We start from the raw sequence: 22,919 nt of genomic DNA on the forward strand, positions 1-22,919 counted from the left end.
ATCGCCTTTCCGTGTTCACTTCCCTCGCGCATGTTTAGCAAACGCAATAAACACGTGCACGCCGCTTATCTCCGAATAAACCCCTAATTTACGGGTATTCACCGACTTCTATCCGGCATCCCCGCACATTTTCAGCCGAAATTTTTACTATACAATCGCTCGCACCCTAAACACTTTGGTCTGGCGAGCATGGGCACCACTATTCGCGATGTGGCTCAAGCGGCGAACGTATCGATCGGCACGGTTTCGCGCGCACTGAAAAACCAGCCCGGCCTGTCCGAGGCGACGCGCGAGCGCATCGTCGCGGTGGCCGCGCAGCTCGGCTACGATCCGGCGCAATTGCGGCCGCGCATCCGCCGGCTCACGTTCCTGCTGCACCGCCAGCACAACAATTTCGCGGCGACGCCGTTCTTCTCGCACGTGCTGCACGGCGTGGAGGAAGCGTGCCGCGACCGCGGCATCGTGCCCGCGCTGCTGACCGTCGGCCCGACCGACGACGTGCTGCGCCAGATGCGCCCGCACGCGCCCGACGCGATCGCCGTGGCCGGTTTCATGGAGCCCGAGACGATCGACGCGCTGGCCGCCACCGGCCGTCCGCTCGTGCTGATCGACATGTGGGCGCCGGGCCTGCGCTCGGTCAACATCGACAACGCCGCCGGCGCCTCGCAGGCGATGCGCCACCTGTTCGACACCGGCCGCCAGCGGATCGCGTTCATTGGCGGCTCGCTCGCGCACCACAGCATCGCGCAGCGCGCGCTCGGCTTCCGCCGCGCGTTCTTCGAGGCCGGCCTGCTGTTCGATCCCGCGCTCGAAGTCACCATCGACGCCGGGCTCGACCCCGACACCGGCGCCGCACGCGCCATGGAGCGCATCCTCGACGGCAGCGCGCCGCGCCCCGACGCCGTGTTCGCGTTCAACGACGCCGCCGCGCTGGCCGCGATGCGCGTGTGCCTCGCGCGCGGGCTGCGGGTGCCCGAGGACATCGCGTTCGTCGGCTTCGACGACATCCTCGGCGCCGCCCACGCCGCGCCGCCGCTCACGACGCTGGCCGTCGACAAGGAAGCGCTGGGCCGCCGCGGCGTCGAGCTGCTGCTGGCCGATGCGCCCGAGCACACCGAAATTCGCCTGCCCGTGCGGCTGATCGAACGCGCGAGCAGTTCCGTCGCGGCTCTGACGCGGCGCCTCTTCACCACGGACACCCCCGACATTCCCGCCATCGCCTCATGACGACACCCGCCTTGCCGCTCGCGCCGGACACGCCGGCGCCGCACGTCGCGAATTTCCGCGACGCCGGTTTCCTGCTTTCCCACGTGGAGCACACGCTGCGCTTCTACGCCCCGACCGTGTACGACGAGACGGGCGGCTTCTTCCATTTCTTCCGCGACGACGGCACGATCTACGACCGCACCACGCGCCACCTCGTCAGCAGTTGCCGCTTCGTCTTCAACTACGCGATGGCGTACCGCCAGTTCGGCGGCCGGCAACACCAGGATTACGTGCGCCACGGCCTGCGCTTCCTGCGCGACGCGCATTGGGACCCGGTCAACGAAGGCTACGACTGGGAGCTCGAATGGCGCGACGGCCGCAAGGTCGCGGTGCGCGACGGCACCCGCCACTGCTACGGCCTCGCGTTCGTGCTGCTGGCCGCCGCGCATGCGGTGATGGCCGGTGTCGACGAAGGCCGCGCGCTGGTCGCGCACACCTTCGATCTGATGGAACAGCACTTCTGGGATGCACCCGGCGGCCTCTACAAGGACGACGCCACGCCCGACTGGCAGGTGTCCGGCTATCGCGGCCAGAACGCCAACATGCACACCACCGAGGCGCTGCTGGCCGCCTACGAGGCCACCGGCGAGGTGCGCTACCTCGATCGTGCCGAGCTGGTGGCGACCCACATCACGCAGCGCCAGGCCGCGCTGTCGCAGGGCCTGGTGTGGGAGCACTACCACGCCGATTGGTCGATCGACTGGGATTACAACAAGGAAGACAGCACCAACATCTTCCGGCCGTGGGGCTTCCAGCCCGGCCACCAGACCGAATGGGCCAAGCTGCTGCTGATCCTCGAACGGCACCGTCCGCTCGACTGGCTGCTGCCGCGCGCGATCGAGCTGTTCGACGCCGCGTTCGCGCACGCCTGGGACAGCGAGCACGGCGGCCTGGTGTACGGCTTCGGCCCCGACTACACGGTGTGCGATCACGACAAGTATTTCTGGGTGCAGGCCGAGACCTTCGCCGCCGCCGCGCTGCTCGGCGAGCGCACCGGCAGCGAGCGCTTCTGGGATTGCTACGACGAGATCTGGCGCTATAGCTGGCAGCATTTCGTCGATCACCGCTACGGCGCCTGGTATCGCATCCTGACCTGCGACAACCGCAAGTACAGCGACGAGAAAAGCCCGGCCGGCAAGACCGACTATCACACCATGGGCGCCTGCTACGAGGTGCTCAACGCATTGCCCGGCGCGAACGGCGCCGCCATCCCGCATCGCAAGGAGATCGCACTATGAGCGGCGCCTCGTTTCCCCATTTCGTGTCGGCCGGCGACATCCTGACCGACATGGTCCGGCACGGCGCAGCCCAATGGACCTCGGTGCCCGGCGGCGCCGGCTGGAACGTGGCGCGCGCGGTGGCGCGGCTCGGCGTGCCGAGCGCGGCGGTGGGCGCGCTCGGGCGCGATTGCTTCTCCGACGTGCTGTGGCGCGAGAGCGAGGCGGCCGGCCTCGACCTGCGCTTCCTGCAGCGCGTCGAGCGCCCGCCGCTGCTGGCGATCGTTCATGAGACGCAACCGCCGTCGTACTTCTTCATCGGCGAGAACAGCGCCGACCTGGCGTTCGATCCGGCCGCGCTGCCGGCCGGCTGGGAAGCGCCGCTGCAATGGGCGCACTTCGGCTGCATCAGCCTCGTGCGCGAGCCGCTCGCCGGCACGCTGATCGCGCTGGCCGCGCGCCTGCGCGAGCAGGGGGTGAAGATCAGCTTCGATCCGAACTACCGCAACCTGATGACGGCCGGCTACCGCCCGACGCTCGAGAAAATGGTGAAGCTGGCCGATCTCGTGAAGGTGTCCGACGAGGATCTGCGGCACCTGTTCGACGGCGACGAGGCCGAGGCGATCGCGACCCTGCGCGCGCTGAACCCGGCCGCCACCGTGCTGGTCACGCGCGGCGCGCAAACGGCCACGCTGTACGCGGGCGAGGCGGTGTTCGAGGCGCAGCCGCCGCGCGTCGAAGTGGCCGACACGGTGGGCGCGGGCGATGCGTCGATCGGCGGCCTGATCGTCAGCCTGATGAACGCGCCGCAGCGCGGCTGGGCCGAGCACCTGGCGTTCGCGCTGGCCTCGGGCGCGGCCGCCTGCCGTCACACCGGCGCGCACGCGCCGACGCTCGACGAGGTCGTCGCGCTGCTGGCGCCCTGAGTCACCCGCGCCAGGGGCCGGAGCGTAGCGCGAGAACCGCGCGTTCCGGCCCTGCTTCAAGCCGTTCCGGCTGCCAGCTTCCGCTTCCGTCGATCCGCTCGAATCGCCCGCCAGGCAAGGCATTCGGTTTGCGGCGGCCGCCTCGACAACGCACCGACATCGCCTTCTGCACCACCGCGCGCGCGATGCTAGGATGAACGCTCCCACTCTCCGGGAGACCTTCATGAACGGCATCCGCATGACGGCCCGCGGCTATACGGCGAACGCCTATACCCGCGCGGCGGAAGGGGACCGCTTTCGCGGCTACGTGATCCTGTCGCGCTCGGACGGCGACTTGCCCGACAACACCGAATACGAAACGGACACCGTCCGCGCGAGCGAGCGCGAGGCGCTCGACGACGCGGAGGCACTGGTCCGGCGCATCGTCGGCGAGTTGTCGCATTGATCGAAAGGAGCTCGCGGCGCGCCCGAGCGGCGCGCCGCCGCGTCACCAGAGCTTGGCGATCACCGAGAGAATCATCATCAGCACCAGCGTGGACATGAACGGGAACGGATAGCTGCGCGAGCCGATCCGCAACGTCACGTCGCCCGGCAGCTTGCCCACGCCGAGCTTCGACAGCCACGGCCAGGAGCGCGACAGCAGCATCACCGCCACGAACGACACCAGCAGCCAACGGAACATCGCGCCCCCTACAGTGCGTGCGAGCGTTCGCCGCGTGCGAACGCTTCCAGGCCGTCGATGCCGCGCCCGAACGCGATCACCTTGAACAGCTCGCCCATCTCCGATTCGGAGATCAGCTTCTGCACGGCGTTGGCGGCGGGCAGGAAGCGCGCCGCGTCGGACGGATCGAGTTCGGCCAGCACATCGGTGATGCCCGCGTTGAGCAGGAACCGCCCTTGCGACGTATAGCCGAGCAATTCCGCGCCGGCCGCGACGCCGGCTTCGTGGATACCAGAAAACTCGACGTGCGCGGTGATGTCCTGCAGGCCCGGCCAGACGAACGGATCGCCGTGCGCACGGTGGCGGTAATGGCACATCAGCGTGCCCTCGCCGCGCTGCGGGTGGTAATACTCGCGCAGCGGAAAACCGTAGTCGATGAAGAACGCCGCGCCGCGCCGAAGCATGGTGCAGACGGTGCGCGTGAAGGCGCGCGCCGCCGCGTGGGTTTCGCTCAGGTAGCCGGCCGGCAGATCGAGCGGGTCGAGCAGCGCGATATCGGCCGCGTCGCGCAGCGGGCGATCCTCGAACACGAACGCGCGCTCGGCGTTCACCGCCACGCCGCGTTCCTGCCAGCCCGCCTCGCCGCGCACCACCAGCCGCACCGGCATCGCGTCGAGCACCTCGTTGCCGACCACCACGCCCTCGAACGCCTCGGGCAGCGCATCGAGCCAGACCACCCGCGCCGCCAGCGCCTCGGGCAGCAGCGCCTCGACGGTGTCGCGCTGGCGCTCGCGCAGCTCGCCCGACAGCTCGACGATCTCGTAGCGCTCGGGCGGCGTGCCCATTTCGTCGAGCGCGGCGATCAGCCCCGCCGCGAGCTTGCCGGTGCCGGCGCCGAACTCCATGATGCGCTGCGTGCCGCTGGCCGCCAGCGCTTCGGCCACCGGGCGCGCGAGCGTGTACGCGAACAGCGGCGAGAGTTCGGGAGCGGTCACGAAATCGCTGCCGTCGTCGCCGCGCCGGCCGAACTTGCGCGCGCCGCCGCTGTAATAGCCGAGGCCGGGCGCGTAGAGCGCGCGATCCATGAAGCGGGAAAACGGCATCCACCCGCCGATGGCCGCGATCTCCGCGCGCAACGACGCGGCGAGCGTTTCCGACTGCGCGAGCGCGTCGGGGCCGGGAACGGGTAAACTAGCGGGTTCGTGAGCTTTCGGGTTCATCCCGGCATTGTAAATGACCGATTCCGCCGCAACCTCCGCCGGCGCAGCACAATCCGCGCCCGCAGCGCGTGGCGCACGGGTCGCGCTGATCACGGGCGCCGCCCATCCGGGCGGCCCCGGCGAGATCGGCCGCGCGCTCGCGCTGGGCTTCGCGCGCCGGGGCTGGGACGTTGCGCTGGCCGTGGAGGCCGAGGCGGCCCGCCCGGCCGCCGCGCGGCTCGCCGCCGAAGTCGAGGCGCTCGGGCGTCGCGCGGCGGTGCTGCTGGCCGATCTGTCGGACGAACGCGGCGCCGCGTCGCTCGTGCCGGCCTGCATCGATGCGCTGGGCCGGCCCGGCTGCATCGTCTGCCAGGCCACGCCCGATCCGGCGGCGGCCCCGGCCGACGACGCCGCCAGCGCCGGTTACGGCGCGCTGCTGGCCGCGTACGCGCGGCAGGTGGCGGCGCCGGTGGTGCTGGGCCGCGCGCTGGCCGAGGCAACGCCCGAGGCCGCGCGCGATGACGAAACGCTGCGCGCGGCGCTGATCCATCTGCTCGACGACGCGCTGGTTCATCCCGCGCCGCAACGGCTCTCGCATGCGCTGGCGCAAGCCGCGCTGCACCGCGCGACGGTCGCCCAGGCGCTGGCGCTGGCGCCGAAGGTGCGGGTCGCGGCGCTGGTGCGCGGGCGCGCGCCGCACGCCGACGAGCTGGCCGAGGCAGCCTGCTACCTGGCCGGCGCGGCCGGCGTGACGGGCGCCACGCTCACGGTGGACGGCGGCGAGCATCTCGCCCCGCCCGACGGCCGACAACCCTGACAGGCGCTCGCCCGGCGCCCCGATTTCGCGTGTTCGCACGCCCCTTTGACTGGAACGACCATGTTTTCCGCCCTCCTGCACCCCAGGCTCGCCGACTGCCGCAGGCTTTACCTGCGCAACCATGAGGTTTCCATGCGGATCGGTGCGTTCGAGCACGAGAAGCGCGGCGAGCAGCGCGTCGTGATCAACATCGACGTGTTCGTGCCGCTGTCGCTCACCACGCCGGTGCAGGACAAGCTGCGCGAAGTGATCGACTACGATCTGATGAAGCAGGCCGTCGCGCATTGCATCGCCGACGGCCATATCCATTTGCAGGAAACGCTGGTCGATTCGATCGCCGCCCGCCTGCTCGCGCACGATGCCGTGCGCGCGGTGCGCGTCTCCACCGAAAAACCGGACGCCTACCCCGATTGCGACGCAGTGGGCGTCGAAGTCTTCCGCATCAAGGACGAGGAGCGAGCATGAATGCGCCCCATACCCCCGAACAACACGACGCCGTCGAGGCCGCCGAAGCCGGCCGCCCCGTGCTGACCCGCCGCGAACAGAAAGCCGCCTACGAGAACAACAAGCTGCACAAGCGCATCGTGCGCCAGGTCGGGCAGGCGATCGGCGATTACAACATGATCGAGCACGGCGACAAGGTGATGGTCTGCCTGTCGGGCGGCAAGGACAGCTACGCCATGCTCGACGTGCTGATGAGCCTGCGCGAGCGCGCGCCGATCGATTTCGAGATCGTGGCCGTCAATCTCGACCAGAAGCAGCCCGGCTTCCCCGAGCACATCCTGCCCGAGTATCTGCGGCAGGTCGGCGTGCCGTTCCACATCGAGAACCAGGACACCTACAGCATCGTCAAGCGGCTGGTGCCCGAGGGCAAGACCACCTGCTCGCTGTGCTCGCGGCTGCGGCGCGGCATCCTGTATCGCGTGGCGGGCGAACTGGGCGCGACCAAGATCGCGCTCGGCCATCACCGCGACGACATCGTCCAGACCTTGCTGCTGAACATGTTCTACGGCGGCAAGCTCAAGGGCATGCCGCCCAAGCTGCAATCGGACGACGGCAAGAACATCGTGATCCGTCCCCTTGCCTACGTGAAGGAAACCGATCTCGAGAAGTACGCCGAGCTGCGCGAATTCCCGATCATCCCGTGCAACCTGTGCGGCAGCCAGCCGAACCTGAAGCGCGCCGAGATGAAGGCGCTGATCCGCGACTGGGACAAGCGCTTCCCGGGCCGCGTCGAGAACATGTTCAACTCGCTCGCCAAGGTGGTGCCGTCGCACCTGATGGATACCAGCCTGTATCCGTTCGCCGGTTTGCGCGCGAGCGGCCAGGCCGACCCGGACGGCGACATCGCGTTCGACGAAGACCCGTGCGGCACCGATGCCGCCGCGCCGGCCGGGGGCGCCCAAGCGATCTCGATCGTCCAGTTCGACGATCTGTAACGATGGTTCACGATTGTCGCGAAAGGCCCGCCCAGCGGGCGTTTCGCGGCAAAATCGGGGCCATTCGGCCGCCGTTCGGCGGCAACCTGCATGCTAGAATTCTCGATTCTGAACACTCCACATGCGGGCGCCATGAATATCGTGATTTTGGCGGCAGGCACCGGTAAGCGGATGCGCTCGGCGCTCCCGAAGGTGCTCCATCCCCTGGCTGGCAAGCCACTCCTCTCCCACGTCATCGATACCGCCCGCACGCTCGCGCCGTCGCGCCTGGTGGTGGTGGTCGGCCATGGCGCCGACGCGGTCAAGGCCGCGGTCGATGCGCCCGACGTGCAATTCGCCCTGCAGGAACAACAGCTCGGCACCGGCCACGCGGTCCGGCAGGCCCTGCCGCTGCTCGATCCGGCCGTGCCCACGCTGGTGCTGTACGGCGACGTGCCGCTCACGCGCGCCAGCACGCTCAAGCGCCTGACCGACGCCGCCACCGACTCCCGCTACGGCATCCTGACCGTCACGCTCGACGATCCCACCGGCTATGGCCGGATAGTGCGCGACGCGTCCGGCAACGTCACGCGCATCGTCGAGCAGAAGGATGCCTCGCCCGAGCAGCTCAAGATCGCCGAAATCAACACCGGCATCATCGTCACGCCCACCGCGCAGCTCGCGATGTGGCTCGGCGCGCTCGGCAACAACAACGCGCAGGGCGAGTACTACCTGACCGACGTGGTCGAGCAGGCCATCGAAGCCGGCTTCGAGGTGATCACCACCCAGCCCGACGAGGAATGGGAAACGCTCGGCGTCAACAGCAAGGCGCAGCTCGCCGAACTCGAACGCATCCACCAACGCAATCGCGCCGAGGCGCTGCTGGTCGACGGCGTGACGCTGGCCGATCCGGCGCGCATCGATATCCGCGGCACGCTCGACTGTGGCCGCGATGTCTCGATCGACGTGAACTGCGTGTTCGAAGGCAAGGTCGTGCTGGCTGATGGCGTGTCGATCGGCGCGAACTGCGTGATCCGCAACGCCACCGTCGGCGCGGGCACCCGCATCGACGCGTTCTCCCACATCGAAGGCGCGCAGATCGGCGCGCAGGCCGTGGTCGGCCCCTACGCGCGGCTGCGGCCCGGCGCGTCGCTGGCCGACGAGTCGCACGTGGGCAACTTCGTCGAGATCAAGAACGCCGTGCTCGGCCACGGCTCGAAGGCCAACCACCTGACCTACATCGGTGATGCCGACATCGGCGCGCGCGTGAACATCGGCGCCGGCACGATCACCTGCAACTACGACGGCGCGAACAAGTTCCGCACCGTGATCGAGGACGACGTGTTCGTCGGCTCCGACACCCAGCTCGTCGCGCCGGTGCGCGTGGGCCGCGGCGTCACGATCGCGGCCGGCACCACCGTCTGGAAGGATGTCGGCGAGGGCCAACTGGTGCTCAACGACAAGAAGCAGACGGAGAAATCCGGCTACGTGCGCCCCACCAAGAAGAAGGGCTGAGGCAGGCGCCCGCAGCCTTGTTGCTTACCCGGTTTTGAACGTTTCGAAGGCGCACCTGAACTGCGCCTTCATCATTTGGAGGATCGATCGTCATGTGCGGCATTGTCGGCGCAGTTGCGCAACGTAATATCGTTCCGGTGCTGATCGAAGGTCTGCGCCGGCTGGAATACCGTGGCTACGATTCGTGTGGCGTGGCCGTGCTCGAGAACGGCGCGCCCAAGCGCGCACGCAGCACCGCGCGCGTGGCGGATCTCGACGCCCAGGTGCGCGACGCCGGCTTCGAAGGCTTCACCGGCATCTCGCATACGCGCTGGGCCACGCATGGCGCGCCCGTCACGCACAACGCGCACCCGATCTTCTCGTCGGATGCCGTCGCCATCGTGCACAACGGCATCATCGAGAACTACGAAACGCTGCGCGAAGGGCTGCGCGCCAAGGGCTACGAGTTCGTCTCGCAAACCGACACCGAAGTCATCGCCCATCTCGTGCACAGCCTGTATCGCGGCGACCTGTTCGCCGCGGTGCGCGAGACCGTCGCGCAACTGCACGGCGCCTACGCGATCGCCGTGATCCACAAGGATCAGCCCCACACCGTGGTCGGCGCCCGCCAGGGTTCACCGCTGGTGGTGGGCTTCGGCGACGGCGAGAACTTCCTCGCCTCCGACGCGCTCGCACTGGCCGGCAGCACCGACCGCTACACGTTCCTGGAAGAAGGCGACGTGTGCGAACTGTCGCTCACGGGCGTGAAGATCGTCGACCGCGCCGGCGCGCGCGCCGAGCGCGAAGTGCGCGTGGTCAGCGCCTACGGTGGCGCCGTCGAGCTTGGCCCGTATCGCCACTTCATGCAGAAGGAAATCTTCGAGCAGCCGCGCGCGATCGCCGACACGATCCCGCCGATCGAAGCGTTCGACCCGTCGCTGTTCGGCGACAGCGCAGCCGCCGCGTTCGCCGAGATCGACAGCCTGCTGATCCTCGCTTGCGGCACCAGCTCCTATTCGGGCATGACCGCCAAGTACTGGCTCGAATCGATCGCGAAGATCCCCACGCAAGTCGAGATCGCCAGCGAGTACCGCTACCGCGATTCCGTGCCGAACCCGCGCCAACTGATCGTCGTGATCTCGCAATCGGGCGAGACCGCCGACACGCTGGCTGCGCTCAAGCATGCGCAATCGCTCGGCCACAAGCACACGCTGGCCGTGTGCAACGTGGCGACCAGCGCGATGGTGCGCCTGACCGAGCTGCAATTCCTGACGCGCGCCGGCACCGAAATCGGCGTGGCTTCCACCAAGGCGTTCACCACGCAACTGGTGGCGCTGTTCCTGCTGGCCGCGACGCTCGGCAAACTGCGCGGCCATGTGGATGCGACGCGCGAAGCCGACTACATCCGCCAGTTGCGCCACCTGCCGGCCGCGCTGAACAGCGTGCTGGCGCTGGAGCCGCAAATCATTGCGTGGTCCGAAGAGTTCTCGCGCAAGGAAAACGCGCTGTTCCTCGGCCGCGGGCTGCATTACCCGATCGCGCTCGAAGGCGCGCTGAAGCTCAAGGAAATCTCGTACATCCACGCCGAGGCCTACCCGGCCGGCGAACTGAAGCACGGGCCGCTGGCGCTCGTGACCGAAGCGATGCCGGTGGTGACGGTCGCGCCGAACGACACGCTGCTGGAAAAGCTGAAGTCGAACATGCAGGAAGTGCGCGCGCGCGGCGGCGAGCTGTATGTGTTCGCCGATGCCGATACGCATATCGTCAACGACGAAGGGCTGCATGTGATTCGGATGCCTGAGCATTACGGGCCGCTGTCGCCGATCCTGCACGTGGTGCCGTTGCAGTTGCTGGCGTATCACACGGCCTGTGCGCGTGGGACGGATGTGGACAAGCCGCGGAATCTGGCGAAATCGGTGACGGTGGAGTAATCGTTTTAATTAAAGCGCCATCGATGGCGATCACCGGTTTTCGATGGAACATTCCGAATCAACTGTCGCGGAATGAATCCATCGAGCGGACGGGCTGGGGCTTCGGCCCTGGCCTCTACCCCTGCCGCGCCGTCTGCCGTTTTCGCCGCGGCATGAGGGTCACCCCTCCCCGTCCACACCAGCCTGTTTCCCCGCGACCGGCGACCTCTCCCGCGTGACCGGCAGACTTTGTTTTGGCGAGGCGCGTGTGACAGGTGCCTGATCGGCGCCCGCCAACGCCAGCATGTTGTCCCGCACTTCGATTTTGATCGGATCGGTTTTCTTCCACTGCTGCTTCGGCACCGTCAACTTCCACACCGCGCCATGGCCCGGTTCACGGAAGAACGCGACGACCCCCACCACCTGCGCGTCTTCGTGCATCGGCTCGCTCAGGCTCACGCTCGCGCCGGGCCGCAGCACGACGTCTTTCGTCGCGAGCACATCCGCCTTGAGTGCCGCCAGATCGTTGGTCTGCAACTGCACATAATCGAGCTGGTTGAACGCTCGCGCATCCTTCAACTGATACAGCCGAACCACGGTCGATAACGGCTGGCCCGTGTCGCTGGTATTGAGTGCGGAGCGCGCGACGAGATCGATATTCATCGTCCTCACCCGCGTCGTAAATACCCATTTGGCCGCCTCCACCGTATTGTTCGCCACGGCCTGCCCCATCCCGCAACCCGCAGTGGCAACAAGCGCCAAGATCGCGCCGGCCAGCAGCAGATTGCGCTGGATCGGGGTCGTCAAATTATGCTCGTGCTGCATGTTCGTGTTCCATGTTTGACATCCTGCCGAATGCCGGGTGGGATTCAATCGCGTTCCGTCGCACCGTCCCAACCTCCGAGCTGAACGCGCGTCGGTTGCCGGTTGCCGGTCGTGGCGGGGGCGGCCAGTTGCGTGGTCAGCCCCAGGTTTGCCTGCCCGGCGGCCAGCAACGGTGCCGGCATCAATTCCGGCGCCACCAGCATCTCCAGCAACGCCTCGCTCTCGTAGCCCAGATAGAAGCGCAGCAAGGCCATGATCCGGCGATATGCCGGCCTTCCGGGTATCAATGCGGCAACGGTTTCACGGGTGCGTGGCACGATCACGATCCGCAGCGTATTCGAGCGATCGTAAAAACCGCGTCCAAGCAAACACTGTTCGCCCAACGCCGCCGGCTCGACATCATCGACCATGCGCCACACCGGATAGAACTCCTCGACCGCGATGGTTGCGTCCGGCACCGCGTGTTGCAGTACGCTCGCCAAGCCCTCGGCGGTACGGGTTTTCTCGACGGCGAGACCCAGCATCGACAGCAGCGTGCGCGTGTCGATTTCGGCCGGCAATCCGCCATTGGGCATGCGTGTATCGGACGAACGAAACCCCAGCCCCGCCAAGCTCAACAGCCCGCGTGATGCCGTATCGAACCCGTCGTGCCTGAAACCAGCGGGATAACGATATTTGCGCCAGATGCGATAAAACTGCGTCGTGATTCGGTGATGAAACAGATCCAGGAACGCCGCCAACGGCTCGGCGCCGTCACGATTCTTCGCGATCTCGTCGACGAAGTACGCGGGCATCCGCGCATCGACGCCATACAACCCGAGAAACGTCGTGCGCACAACGGGCGGTGCATCAGGCCGATCATCGTCGAATTCGACGCAGTCAATCTCGCGCGCCGGAAAACCCAGATGCGCACGGGAACGAAAGCGCACCGGGTCTGTGGCGGGGGAATCCGTGCTACCCAACGGCGCGGCTTCCGGCTCGGCCAATTCGAGTAACGCGCAGAAGCGATAGAAATTCATGCGCCGGGCCTGATCGAGCAGCATCGGCAACAACGGTCGATTCGACTGGGCGGGCGGCAACGCCGTCGGCATCCGCTGCGGCGTGTTCACAACGGCGCTCCTTCGCCCTTGGTATCCGGCCATTCCACACGTTGGCCGGTAGGCTGCTGCACCATCACGAACTTCGTATAGAGATTGACCGTCGCGTACAGGCCCAGAAACCGGTTGAGCATCGCACCGAAGAGTTCGAGGTCACCCGTGCCGGCAAAGCGCCCGCTGTCGACCGTCACGACGATCTCGACGCCGCGCATCAAGCCGCCCTTCACCAGCTTTTGCAGCGGGCGATGACGCACATCGATGATCGCCTCGATGCGCCGACGATTCAGTTCGCCATCGGTCCAGTCGTACAGCGCAAGTGAGCCACGCAGAATTTCGGCATCGAGCAGCGACAGGTAATTGGGAGCGAGATGCGATAGCACCCGCCACTGGAAACGGTCCCCGGTCGGCGGGTAGACCGGCGCCGTGGGCGGGGTCAGGTTGCGCACCGACAGGATATTCGTGAACCCCGCGCGCATCCGCGTGATACTGGCGTCGCGCAGCGCCTTGCGAGGCAACATGCCATGGGTGCCCGTCACGCGCAGCGACAGCGTTTCCTGCGGCATTGCGCTTGCGCTGTCCCACGCATGGCCGCCCAGCACCAACTGCGTATGGAAGCGCCCGGATGGCGCACGACGCATGTGGGTGTGGAAATACCGCTCGGGCATCTGATGCCGCAGCATTCCACCGCGATGACGGAAGGCCGCAAACGGCGTGTATTCGAAACGACGGCCGCGCTCGATCCCCTGCACCGCATCGACCGAGTAGATATCCACTTGCGGACCATATTGATCGCGTGCGCGCACTCGATATTCGGTCTCGAACTGCGTGACCTTGACCGGATCGGCTTCGATCGGAAACAGGTTGATGATCGGGGTGCAGTACAAGCGGATGTTGTCGGCGTCGAATCGCATATCGTCCGCCCAAGGTTTTTCCAGCACCACCTCGGCATCGAAATACGGCGCAGCCGCCGGAATCGCCCGCAGGTCGAGTCCGAGCAGATCAACAAACATGAACTTCTCGGGGAACGTGAAATACTCGAGCAGCAACTGGTAGCCGCCGAACGCGTTGTCGGCCTTGGGCCACAACCGCTCGTTCGCCGCGAACCCCGCGGCCTCCAGACGTAGGCGCCTCATTTCCAGCGGTGCACCGGGGCGCTCCGCCGGATATCCCGGCACGCGCACCTGCAACGCCAGCGGTTTCGCGGTCAGTGCCGCGTGCAACGCCAGTGCGACGGGCCGATCGGCATCGAGATACAGGCGCACACGCGGCACCTGGAGTTGCTCGCGCTGGGCCTGCGGCTGAATCGCGAAACGCAAGCGGATCACCGAGCGGCCATCCTCACGTGCCCGGGCACCGGCTTCGGTCAGCGACAACGGATACAGATCAACCGGCTGCGTCGTGCGATACACGCATTCGATGTGGGTGGCCGAGCCGTCGGCGCCGCCCGTGGCGACCGGCCCGGACGTCGCTTCGAGCCCGGCGTCGAGCCGCTCGTGCTTTTGCAACGCGCCCATGTCCGGCTTGAGCTCAAGAATCGACAGCGACGGGATCATCCGCAGATAGTGCGGCCACAGCATGCTGACGAGCCCTTCGGTCAATTCGGGCAGCTCATCGTCGAGCTTATGACGCAAACGTCCCATCAGGAATGCGAAACCTTCAAGCAGGCGCTCGACGTGCGGATCGCGATCACCGCGGCGATCCAGGCCCAACTCGCGCGCCCGGTCCGGAAATGCATGGGCGAACTCCTGGCCGGCTTCGCGCAGATAGCGCATCTCCGCCTCGTAATAGCGCAGGACCTCGTTGTCCTTGATCGCGTTCGTCATCGTCTGTCCTGTCTTGTCATTGCGGCGCCGGGCCGCTCGGAATGGCAACGGCTGCCCGGCGCGCAGCCGCCCGTGCGGCGGGCGGCAATGGCGGCGGCATGGCAGCGTTGCCGCTCGCGCGAGACGGTGTGCCGCGCCCCATGAAAATGCGCGTCGGCAACACGAAATTGCGCAGCGCCAACAACGCCAGCGGCCCCTTACCCACATCGGTCCGAATCAAGTAGGTCAGCGGGTGCGTGAGCGACGCCGGCGCAACGACGAGCGGCCCTTGTGCGGTCAGGGTGTCCGGGTCATCCGGCTGATCGGCTTTGTGGTCTTCGGCAGCCGACTTCGCATCCGACGCGCGGGGCGTCGCTTGCCAGGTCAATTGGTAGGTCGCGCTATCCACCGGCATCACACGCGCACGCTCCAGCATCCGCACCCATGCCCAGCGCCCACCGAATTCGAGGTTCAGGTTCGTGCCGGACTGCTCGGTTTGCCATTCGAGGCGCGTGCCGGCTTTCTGCGGCTCGCTCGATGGCCAGGTCAGCGTCTGCCACGCTTCCTGCTGGTTGTAATAGTGCAGTGTCTGCCCGTCGACCGTCAGGCGCGTATCGGTAACGCCGGGCGCGGGCACCGGCTTCAATTCGAACGTGTACTGCGGCTCGCCCTGTGCGAGCAGGTGCGCGGCGATCCGTTGCAGCAGGTTGATCGCATCGAGAAACGCCGGATCGACCGTGCGGGCCGCGTTGCCCGCCCCGTTGCCGCCCGATGCCGGCACCCATTGATCGCCTTGCAGCGTCAGTACGCCCGCCAGTTGCGTCGAGAGGAACGCGCCGATCAGCCCGCCTTGCGGCCGCAGGAAACGCGACAATTCGGGCAACGACACATCGTTGGCGGTGTTCGCGAACGGATAGCGGCCCGCGAACGAGCGGTTCCAGGTCGCGACGATGGTTTGACGCCATGCGTCGTTCAGGCTGGCTTGCGCAGGTTCGAGGACTGTCTGCGTGGCCTGCACGACCGGCTTCACGAACAACGCCTGCCCCATCCCGGCCCACTGCTCGCCCAGGCTCGCGGCCACCAACTGCGCATAACCCAGCGTATCGGCCAGCTCCGAATTCTTGCCCTGAAACAGCGCTTGAGCGACCTGCTGCGCCTCGCTATTGGCATCGGAACTGTCTGCGATCTGTTGCAGCCTCAGGCGCAGCGAGGTTACGCGCTCGATAAAACGCTGCAGGCTCAGATCGCTGCTCGCCCCCGACGCGGCATTGCCCTGTGCCACCAGCCGCAAAACCGGACCGAACGATGCGCCCAGCGGCCCCGCCGGATCGGGGGCCGCTGCTAGCGCGGTGTCGTCTTTCTTGCCGATTAGATTTTGTGCCTTGTTCACCAGCGTATCGGACAGCGAAGTCCGAACCGCACCCGCGCCCCCCTGGTATTCGAGCGATTTCATCAGCGCGATGACGGGTGACTGACGTGCATCGGCAATCAGCTTCAACTGCGCGATGGCGGCCGGCAAGCTTGTCGCGGGTTCGCTCGCGATGCTGTTCATGAACGTCTGCCAATGCTCTGCGTAATCGGCAAAGTAACGCGCCCGCAGTGCCGCACGTAGTGCGTCGGGTGACGCATTCGACGGTGCGTTCGCGGTAACCGCCGCACCAATCACCCAATCGGCACTCACCCCGTTGCTCTTGGCCGCCGCATCGATCGCGGCCTCGATCGTGCCGTCCCACGCCTGGCGCGTATAGATGCCGGGCACACTCGCCGTGGTCCGCAGCAAGCCCCGCGTATCGGTGCCTGGCGTGAGCGATGCCAGCGTCTGGTCGGAATATTTGCGCCCGACGGCATCGAGCATGCCTTGATAGATCGTGTCCTCGGAATTCTTCACGCCGATCACGGCCAGCAGCGCCTGACGCGCGCCGCCGATCAGCGCTTCCCGTGGCGCGATGCGCCAGTCGGGATGGGCACTCAAGTGCTGCGCGTAGAACGACAGCAGGCGTTGCGACAGATCGAGCTTTTCACCGGGTAGCAGCCCTTTTCCGCCATTCCAGTGACGCACGAGCTGCGGCGTCATGAACGCCACATCGACTCGCGCGGGTTCCGCCATCATCAGGTAGGTTTTCAGTGCGGCATGACCGTCGAGCGTCAGGCGGTTGGTCTGGTCGTCGAGCTCGGTCGTCGGCATCTGGATCAGATCGACCAGTTGCGCCTCGATATCCTGCTGCACCGATGCGATGAGCTGCGAACGGACTTCGCGTGCGTAGGGCTTCCAGAGTGCATCGAGCATGTCCTGGTCGTGGTTCAGGCCGAAGCGGGAGAAAAGCGGAGTACGGTGCTGCACCCGATATTCGTAAAACTCGATACGCTGCTGCAACGCGAGCAGGCTGCGCAACCGAATGGCCGTATCGGGTGCTCGTTTGAATTCCGTCAGCGCCTGCCTGGTCAATGCGAGCTGATGGGCGTTCGAGATACCCGACACCAGCAAGCCCGCGCACCAGATACCGAGTGCACCCAGCGCCGCGACACTGAATACCGTCACCGGGTGCAAGCCAACGCGCCGACCATATACCGATTTCGCGCACTCGCCGATATGGCGCCAGAGCGGCTCATTTTCCCGGGCACCGTCGGCAAGGTCGACTTGATTGGCGGCCACTCGCGGCGATACAAAGAAAATCCCGCGAACAGAAACGCCTGCGCGCGGCCCGCTCATGATCTCGGCAACGAGTTGTGCCAGCGACTTGCTTTCGCTCTCGATGGACTGTGCGATTGTTGCCTGATGGAGATCGTTGATATCACGAGCCAAATGCCGAGTTCCCTGATCCGATACCGTGGCGTGCAGGGTTTCGAGCTGGTGCGCGATTGCATCTGCGTCGGCGCGTGACGGCAGCTCGCAGCCAATTTTTCCAGCCACCGCATGGGTGCCGTGCGCAACATCGAGGACGCTGATCACATAGGTCGGCGCGGACCAATGCAAAAGCTCGGCAATGCGAGCCAGTTGCATATTGGCGGTCGCAACACCCAGCCGATTGGCCTCGGTCGCATCATCGACGAGATAAAGCACCGCGTCGACAGGGCGGCCACGCCGCATCTTGGCCAGTTTTTTTAGCCAGGCCGCGTTCAGCTGGCCGTCGGGAAAGGGCTTGTGCCAAAGGATGACGGTCTCGCCAACGATGTCCCATTCCGACGATTTGAAGTTGGGAAATAAAGGTACAGCCGCACTTTCGGGGCCAATCACCAACAGCCACGGCTGACGATAGCGCCACCGCAATCCGTTTCTGGCACGCAGGCTTTCGCGCAAACGCTGCAGGTTACGCAAGATGTCGTTTGCCGCCGCGTCGGCATGGCCCATGGCGTCTGGTTTGAGCTTCGCCTTATCGATCAAGGCGTCAGCGCGGCGCTCTTCCGCGGCGCGGGTTGGCCGAAACAGAATCGCGAGCATGGCAGCAGCCGCCACAACAATGAGTGCGCCGATCCAGTGTGCGTTAAACCAGGCAGCGATAGCGGCATGATCGACGGTCGAAGCCACGCCCCCGGCCACTGCCAGACAGGCCGCCATGACTGCGGCCAGCCATCCCCAACGAATTTGATGTTTCACTTCAGTCTTCGATTTCCGATGTTGCCATGACAAGCGCAATCGACGATGCGCCATGGGTTGATGCGACAAGCTGCGGCTGCTGTCGACGCGAAGCCGCCTGCAAAGCCAGCGCCAAGGCGATCCAGATACTCTGAGGGCCGGACGTGCCCAATGCCGAATCGATCATGTGCTCCTGAAACTGCACACGCGAAACGGCACGCCCATTTCTCGCCACACTCGCCGCCTTGAGAATCGTTCCCTGCATTTCCTGGTCGAGCCCGGCATGCCAGATATCGAGATTCGCACTGGGGTTGCCTTGCACGCGCATCAGCTCCGCAAAATCGTTGCCGAGTGCATGGGCGTCCGTCAGCAATGGCCGCCGGATCAGCACTTCGGTTGGCGTCAACCTTTTTTCCGCCGGCATTGCGAGCAGGATTGCCACGCCTGCTTCGCTAAAGCTGGCCGGATCCGCCGCCCGTTGCCCAGCGATCAATAAAACCGGAATTGCAGATGGCCGATCAATCCAGCCATCGATCATTTCCACACCCGCCTCGCGGTGAATCCTGACAACCAGCACCGTCAAGTCGATGCCGCGCTTGCGCAAGAGCCCTCCCAATGTCGACTGGCAATCGAACTGCGCGGCCTCCAACGCCACGACCATAGCGGCATCCAGCACGATGGCAACTTCGAGTTCCTGGATGTTTGCTTCAATCGTTTCGGCAAAACGCTCGACGACCAGCGACAACAAATGCGTCAACCATTGCTCCGACGAGCTTGCAAAAAACCACCCCATCGACACGGCTCGATTCAGGTTGATCGGGAGTTTGGGCTCATCGGCAATCCACTCGTCGATCGAATGCGTGGCGGGAAGAAAGCAACTTGCGTGCACCACGCCAACATGGAGCCGGCCCCACTCGATCCAATCGCGATCAAGCGATGCACGTTTTTCTTCCCACACGTCGTGTCTGATCGTCGTGCGCTCGTAATGCCAGCGGCGGCTGCCCAACAAACCCAGATACGCGGTAAGCGGAGCGCCCAGAAGCCATATCCAGAATTCGGTGGTATGCGTCGATTTTGCAGGCGGCCAAAGGAACAACATCAGCGATGCGCCAGCGGCCATCACCAATACGAACGCGCCCAACCACCTCGGCCAGCTCAACGGCGAGGGTTTCGGGTACGAATGTATGGTCGGAATGGGCCAGGGCATAAAAATACCGAGAACAGGGTTATGTCGCGATCGATTCGATCAAACGAAAACGAATAAAAATCGAAGTGTGTGCCGAGCTCATCCAATGAAATGGGAGGCAACCCACCCATACACACTGAACGCGGTGCCGAGCCACAGCACGATAAACGGCACCTCTCGCCAGATAATCGATCGATTCAGCGACTGCGCACCCTCGGGCGGATGCAGCGGGCCGCCTTCTGCCGCATAGGCTTCGATTCGGGCTGGCCATTTGGGCACACGATTGAGGCGGTACGCCAGCCACGTTGACATCGAGAACGGTAGAAACGCGCAGCTCATCACGGTCCAGAACAACGTCGCCAACACAATCTTCTTGAGATGATTGTCTTCATCGCTCGCCGGATAAGCACGGATCTGGTCCAGCGTGCCGAATCCCACCATCGTCCGAAAATTGCTGCGGTGTTCCAGGTACATTTTGCATGGCGGCAAACCGTGCGGTCCGTTTTCCATGAACTGGCGCACGTATTCGTACTGGCCGATCGCCTCTTGCTCGTTCAACGCCGTCTGCCCGAGGCTTGCGATACGCGGGAAGCGGCCTTCGAATTTCACGTCGCCGTCGGCGTCGAGATCGACCAGCAACACGGCCTGAAATGTATTGATGTTGCCGGCGGGCGTGACGCCTTGTGAAACCGGCTTCACGTGGTCCCAATCCAGCTCGATGGGTTCGCGCGTGCCGACAAACATCCAGACTTTGCGGCGCACGCGATCAAAACGGAGTAAGGCGTCGGTGTAGCCGAAAAAATCTGTTATGAAGATAGATAAAAACCAAATTCCCATAAAAGATGAAAATATTAATCCTGCCATATAAAATATCCACCCCAAAAATCCCAATTCAATAGAGTCATAAATAAATATAGAAATCATGCAAATACTCAATATCACGATAGCCACGCCACACAATCCTGCGAAGCCAACCATTCCCTTCAATGCATTGACACCCTGCCCGATCTCCAGCGTGGTCTCGTTCATCCGATACACCATCGCATCGCCATTGGGCTTCATGCCGGTGCTCAAGCGCACCGCCCCCAGAAAACGCCATCGCCGTAACGCGCGATCAAGTGGGCCATACGCACTCATCTTGCGCATCCGATTAGCCCATTTTCCGTTTTTTTTAGCTACCATAACTCACCCTCACATCACGATTGACATCAGAGATAGATCTGCCATCGCATTACGTGTTATCGCCACCGGATTACCCGAACTCGGAATCACAAACTGAGGATCCGCCGGATCAGGGCGGTATTGCAGATCAATCGACGCGCTGGAGTATCGCCAAGGATCTACGCGCAGCACGCCGCTATATTGGTAACTTCCCGACGCTGCCTTGCTCAATCGAGGCACTTCGTCCCAGTAATACGTCATCGGCTTCTTCGGTCCACTCGGCATCGCCTTCATTTCCGGCATATGCGGATCCATCAAACCACCTTTAAACGCTGCGGCAGGATGAACTTCTTCGTTGAAGATCGTCTGACTACCTGAATGTGATTTGATCGAAATTGCGCAACGAATCACGCTCGACGTACTCGCCCCGGGCAAGGTCAGCGTAAAACGCACCGTATCGAAACCGTTTGGCCCCACCTGCCCCAACACGAATGTCGCGGCCACCCAGTCAATTTCCAGGCTGTACGCATACAACGCATCGCGTAATCCATTCATTTCCTTCGCGGGATCCAAGTATCGACTCGGTGCGGTTCCGTAGTGGCTTTGGGCGACCCAGTCCTGCAGCGGCATGCTGGTCCCAACGGCCGCCTGATACGCGAAATAGCAGCCTGCCCCGATCAAAATCATGCCTGCAATAATCCAGCCGCCGACCGGGACCACGGCTGCAGCGGCACCTGCTGGCGCGAGAAAGGACAACGCTCCGGTAAATACGCCTGCTGCATAGCCCGCGGCCAATGTACCGCCAAGAGTGGCAATTGACGCGACCATAAAAGAGGCAGCGGAGATGCTATAAGCATTTGCAGCCTCCGTATTTCCCACCGACTGCCGATCTCGGAATTTATAAAACATCTGCACCCCTTCGGCTGCAGTCGACAACGCTCCCAACAGTCCGCCCGCAAGCGTCACCTGCTTTGCATTCATCCAGAGGAAGCGATTGATAAAACCTTTTTCTATTGCCTTCACAGACAATTCAAACGAAGCCCCCAGCAGCAGCAACGAACCCGACGTAAACCCCGCCCACACGCTATTCCGTGCATCGAGCGAATCACTCGCCGTCGTGTTCGCCAGCGTCATGCTCACGCTCGTCATATTCAGGCACGCCAACACAAACCCAACCCACGACAACCTCGATCTCGTCAGCTCCAGCACCTTCCCGAACGGGTTGACCTTCTGCGCCTCCGCCAGCAACGGCATCGCCTTCGGCACCACCTTGACCGCCTCACTCTCCACCGCCTCGGCCGGCAACCACATGCCCAAAGCCATCCTTCGCTCGATCACCTGCGTCTCGATCACCTGAACCGCCCCTTCCGCACTGGCCACAAAGGTCCGCTTGCTAGCCTGCCCGGCTACCTTCACCACCTTCAACGCTGCGTCTGTCGGCGGGCGCACCGCGCGATACATCTTCATCACCAAATCGTTCACGCTATTCACGATCAACGTCTGGCTATCGAACGCAATCGTCGTCGTCGAGGTCATGATCATCATCAGGTAATAGCCGACCTTTTCGAACTCGGCCGGATGTACCTTCGCAAAGCGCATCAATTGCGCACCCGCAGCCATCCCGATCAGGCCTTGCGACTCGCCAAGCGCCCGATTCGCCCGCCACGAGGCAAACTTCGCGTGCGCTTGCGCGAACCTGCTTTGCATTTCCTTCATCTTCGCTGCAAGATTGGCCGCATCCTGATTGACGTCGATGGCCCCTTTGAGCGTGTCGGTGATCTTGTCCATCCGCCCAATGTCGGGCAGCCCCGAACCCAGCACGGTGGTCAACAAGCCCGGTGCGGAACCTGCAAGAGACTTCCATAGCGGCGCCAGCGGATCGCTGGGCTCGGCCATCAACCATGTGTCCCACAGGTCGCACTCCGCTTTTGTTTTGCCCACGCCCAGCACACACTGCGCAAACGCGTCCTGCATGTCGCACATCGAGGCGTCGTTTTTCTCGTCGAAGTCTTTCCAGCGCAGATCTTCCCGGTAAGCCCCATTCCACTTCGCCACGTCGTCGGCCAACACGTTAAGCTTCGCGTCATAGCCGTTCGTGACGTTCTTTTGTGCGATCAGATCGCTATTGAGCTTCGCGGCGTCGTAGCGGCTGCCGAATTTTTCGGTCCACAATGCCGCGTCGCCTTGATCCTCGAACGATTTTTTCAAACCCAAAATCGTGTCGCCCACAAAGCGTTCGCGCACATGCTGTTTTTGATAGTGGGCCAGCTCGCCGGCTTTTCGGTTCCGAATGCCGTTCAATGTCGCCGTGATGCCGATCGGATCGAACAGCGCAAATACCAGCCCTTTGCCGTTGGCCCGCTGCG

The 22,919-nt window shown here is 64.4% G+C and carries 18 protein-coding genes; 9 read left to right on the forward strand and 9 right to left on the reverse strand.

Translation table 11 applies throughout. The features are described from left to right. Positions 1-189: 189 nt before the first annotated feature. The 4 genes from ACYP33_RS15610 to ACYP33_RS15625 all read left to right on the forward strand — a co-directional run bounded on the left by ACYP33_RS15610 (position 190) and on the right by ACYP33_RS15625 (position 3,854). Positions 190-1,227, forward strand: coding sequence for a LacI family DNA-binding transcriptional regulator (locus tag ACYP33_RS15610; RefSeq protein WP_459622736.1), 1,038 nt, complete (start codon positions 190-192; stop codon positions 1,225-1,227). Then, on the forward strand, positions 1,224-2,504 hold the full coding sequence (locus tag ACYP33_RS15615) for an AGE family epimerase/isomerase (RefSeq protein WP_459622737.1): 1,281 nt from the start codon (positions 1,224-1,226) through the stop codon (positions 2,502-2,504). The genes ACYP33_RS15610 and ACYP33_RS15615 overlap by 4 nt, the downstream gene beginning before the upstream one ends. After that, entirely contained in the window at positions 2,501-3,409 is a 909-nt protein-coding gene (locus ACYP33_RS15620; RefSeq protein ID WP_459622738.1) for a carbohydrate kinase family protein, read from the forward strand. Before ACYP33_RS15615 ends, ACYP33_RS15620 begins: the two co-directional genes overlap by 4 nt. A gap of 223 nt (positions 3,410-3,632) precedes the next feature. Then, positions 3,633-3,854 (forward strand): hypothetical protein, encoded by a 222-nt coding sequence (locus tag ACYP33_RS15625; RefSeq protein WP_459622739.1) that lies wholly within the window; start codon positions 3,633-3,635, stop codon positions 3,852-3,854. 42 nt (positions 3,855-3,896) lie between these two features. On the opposite strand, the gene ACYP33_RS15630 is transcribed toward ACYP33_RS15625, so the two are convergent. Together ACYP33_RS15630 and ACYP33_RS15635 are read right to left on the reverse strand one after the other, a co-directional pair. Further along, positions 3,897-4,091 carry a DUF2905 domain-containing protein gene (locus tag ACYP33_RS15630; protein WP_414450864.1) on the reverse strand — a complete coding sequence of 65 codons (195 nt, stop codon included), beginning with the start codon at positions 4,089-4,091 and terminating at the stop codon, positions 3,897-3,899. Between the two features lie 8 nt (positions 4,092-4,099). Continuing rightward, a complete protein-coding gene (locus tag ACYP33_RS15635) occupies positions 4,100-5,290 on the reverse strand; it encodes a class I SAM-dependent methyltransferase (RefSeq protein ID WP_459622740.1) in 1,191 nt (396 codons plus the stop codon). A 13-nt stretch (positions 5,291-5,303) separates the two neighbouring features. Between ACYP33_RS15635 and ACYP33_RS15640 the strand changes: the two genes are divergently transcribed. The 5 genes from ACYP33_RS15640 to glmS all read left to right on the forward strand — a co-directional run bounded on the left by ACYP33_RS15640 (position 5,304) and on the right by glmS (position 10,929). Further along, positions 5,304-6,086 (forward strand): SDR family NAD(P)-dependent oxidoreductase, encoded by a 783-nt coding sequence (locus ACYP33_RS15640; protein WP_414450862.1) that lies wholly within the window; start codon positions 5,304-5,306, stop codon positions 6,084-6,086. Between the two features lie 60 nt (positions 6,087-6,146). Next, positions 6,147-6,551 (forward strand): dihydroneopterin aldolase, encoded by a 405-nt coding sequence (locus ACYP33_RS15645; protein WP_414450861.1) that lies wholly within the window; start codon positions 6,147-6,149, stop codon positions 6,549-6,551. Then, the gene (ttcA, locus tag ACYP33_RS15650) at positions 6,548-7,525 is read left to right on the forward strand and encodes a tRNA 2-thiocytidine(32) synthetase TtcA (RefSeq protein WP_414443268.1); all 978 of its coding nucleotides are present in this window, start codon (positions 6,548-6,550) and stop codon (positions 7,523-7,525) included. The genes ACYP33_RS15645 and ttcA overlap by 4 nt, the downstream gene beginning before the upstream one ends. 132 nt (positions 7,526-7,657) lie before the next feature. Beyond that, complete coding sequence (gene glmU, locus ACYP33_RS15655) at positions 7,658-9,019, forward strand: bifunctional UDP-N-acetylglucosamine diphosphorylase/glucosamine-1-phosphate N-acetyltransferase GlmU (protein ID WP_414450860.1); 1,362 nt, start codon at positions 7,658-7,660, stop codon at positions 9,017-9,019. A gap of 92 nt (positions 9,020-9,111) precedes the next feature. Continuing rightward, the gene (gene glmS, locus ACYP33_RS15660; protein ID WP_414450859.1) at positions 9,112-10,929 is read left to right on the forward strand and encodes a glutamine--fructose-6-phosphate transaminase (isomerizing); all 1,818 of its coding nucleotides are present in this window, start codon (positions 9,112-9,114) and stop codon (positions 10,927-10,929) included. A gap of 159 nt (positions 10,930-11,088) precedes the next feature. Here glmS and tssJ read toward each other — a convergent pair whose 3' ends face one another. The 7 genes from tssJ to ACYP33_RS15695 form a co-directional block, all read right to left on the reverse strand. After that, on the reverse strand, positions 11,089-11,733 hold the full coding sequence (gene tssJ, locus ACYP33_RS15665) for a type VI secretion system lipoprotein TssJ (RefSeq protein WP_459622741.1): 645 nt from the start codon (positions 11,731-11,733) through the stop codon (positions 11,089-11,091). Between the two features lie 44 nt (positions 11,734-11,777). After that, on the reverse strand, positions 11,778-12,824 hold the full coding sequence (gene tssG, locus ACYP33_RS15670) for a type VI secretion system baseplate subunit TssG (protein ID WP_459622753.1): 1,047 nt from the start codon (positions 12,822-12,824) through the stop codon (positions 11,778-11,780). Positions 12,825-12,838: 14 nt separating this feature from the next. Then, complete coding sequence (gene tssF, locus ACYP33_RS15675) at positions 12,839-14,653, reverse strand: type VI secretion system baseplate subunit TssF (protein ID WP_459622742.1); 1,815 nt, start codon at positions 14,651-14,653, stop codon at positions 12,839-12,841. A gap of 16 nt (positions 14,654-14,669) precedes the next feature. Beyond that, a complete protein-coding gene (locus ACYP33_RS15680; protein ID WP_459622743.1) occupies positions 14,670-18,227 on the reverse strand; it encodes an ImcF-related family protein in 3,558 nt (1,185 codons plus the stop codon). A 1-nt stretch (position 18,228) separates the two neighbouring features. Next, positions 18,229-19,347, reverse strand: coding sequence for a hypothetical protein (locus ACYP33_RS15685; protein WP_459622744.1), 1,119 nt, complete (start codon positions 19,345-19,347; stop codon positions 18,229-18,231). 144 nt (positions 19,348-19,491) lie between these two features. Continuing rightward, a complete protein-coding gene (locus tag ACYP33_RS15690) occupies positions 19,492-20,529 on the reverse strand; it encodes a DUF6708 domain-containing protein (RefSeq protein WP_459622745.1) in 1,038 nt (345 codons plus the stop codon). A 54-nt stretch (positions 20,530-20,583) separates the two neighbouring features. Then, positions 20,584-22,919: hypothetical protein (locus tag ACYP33_RS15695; protein WP_459622746.1), on the reverse strand; the 2,336-nt coding region annotated here is incomplete at its 5' end.

Source organism: Burkholderia sp. 3C (assembly GCF_054589155.1).

Bases quoted from the DNA above. Each gene is read 5' to 3' on its own strand.
- glmS (WP_414450859.1), top strand. From the start codon at position 9,112: ATGTGCGGCATTGTCGGCGCAGTTGCGCAACGTAATATCGTTCCGGTG.
- tssJ (WP_459622741.1), bottom strand. From the start codon at position 11,733: ATGCAGCACGAGCATAATTTGACGACCCCGATCCAGCGCAATCTGCTG.
- ACYP33_RS15635 (WP_459622740.1), bottom strand. From the start codon at position 5,290: ATGAACCCGAAAGCTCACGAACCCGCTAGTTTACCCGTTCCCGGCCCC.
- ACYP33_RS15645 (WP_414450861.1), top strand. From the start codon at position 6,147: ATGTTTTCCGCCCTCCTGCACCCCAGGCTCGCCGACTGCCGCAGGCTT.
- ACYP33_RS15625 (WP_459622739.1), top strand. From the start codon at position 3,633: ATGAACGGCATCCGCATGACGGCCCGCGGCTATACGGCGAACGCCTAT.
- ACYP33_RS15690 (WP_459622745.1), bottom strand. From the start codon at position 20,529: ATGAGTGCGTATGGCCCACTTGATCGCGCGTTACGGCGATGGCGTTTT.
- ttcA (WP_414443268.1), top strand. From the start codon at position 6,548: ATGAATGCGCCCCATACCCCCGAACAACACGACGCCGTCGAGGCCGCC.
- tssG (WP_459622753.1), bottom strand. From the start codon at position 12,824: ATGCCGACGGCGTTGCCGCCCGCCCAGTCGAATCGACCGTTGTTGCCG.
- ACYP33_RS15640 (WP_414450862.1), top strand. From the start codon at position 5,304: ATGACCGATTCCGCCGCAACCTCCGCCGGCGCAGCACAATCCGCGCCC.
- ACYP33_RS15620 (WP_459622738.1), top strand. From the start codon at position 2,501: ATGAGCGGCGCCTCGTTTCCCCATTTCGTGTCGGCCGGCGACATCCTG.
- glmU (WP_414450860.1), top strand. From the start codon at position 7,658: ATGAATATCGTGATTTTGGCGGCAGGCACCGGTAAGCGGATGCGCTCG.
- ACYP33_RS15615 (WP_459622737.1), top strand. From the start codon at position 1,224: ATGACGACACCCGCCTTGCCGCTCGCGCCGGACACGCCGGCGCCGCAC.
- ACYP33_RS15610 (WP_459622736.1), top strand. From the start codon at position 190: ATGGGCACCACTATTCGCGATGTGGCTCAAGCGGCGAACGTATCGATC.
- tssF (WP_459622742.1), bottom strand. From the start codon at position 14,653: ATGACGAACGCGATCAAGGACAACGAGGTCCTGCGCTATTACGAGGCG.
- ACYP33_RS15630 (WP_414450864.1), bottom strand. From the start codon at position 4,091: ATGTTCCGTTGGCTGCTGGTGTCGTTCGTGGCGGTGATGCTGCTGTCG.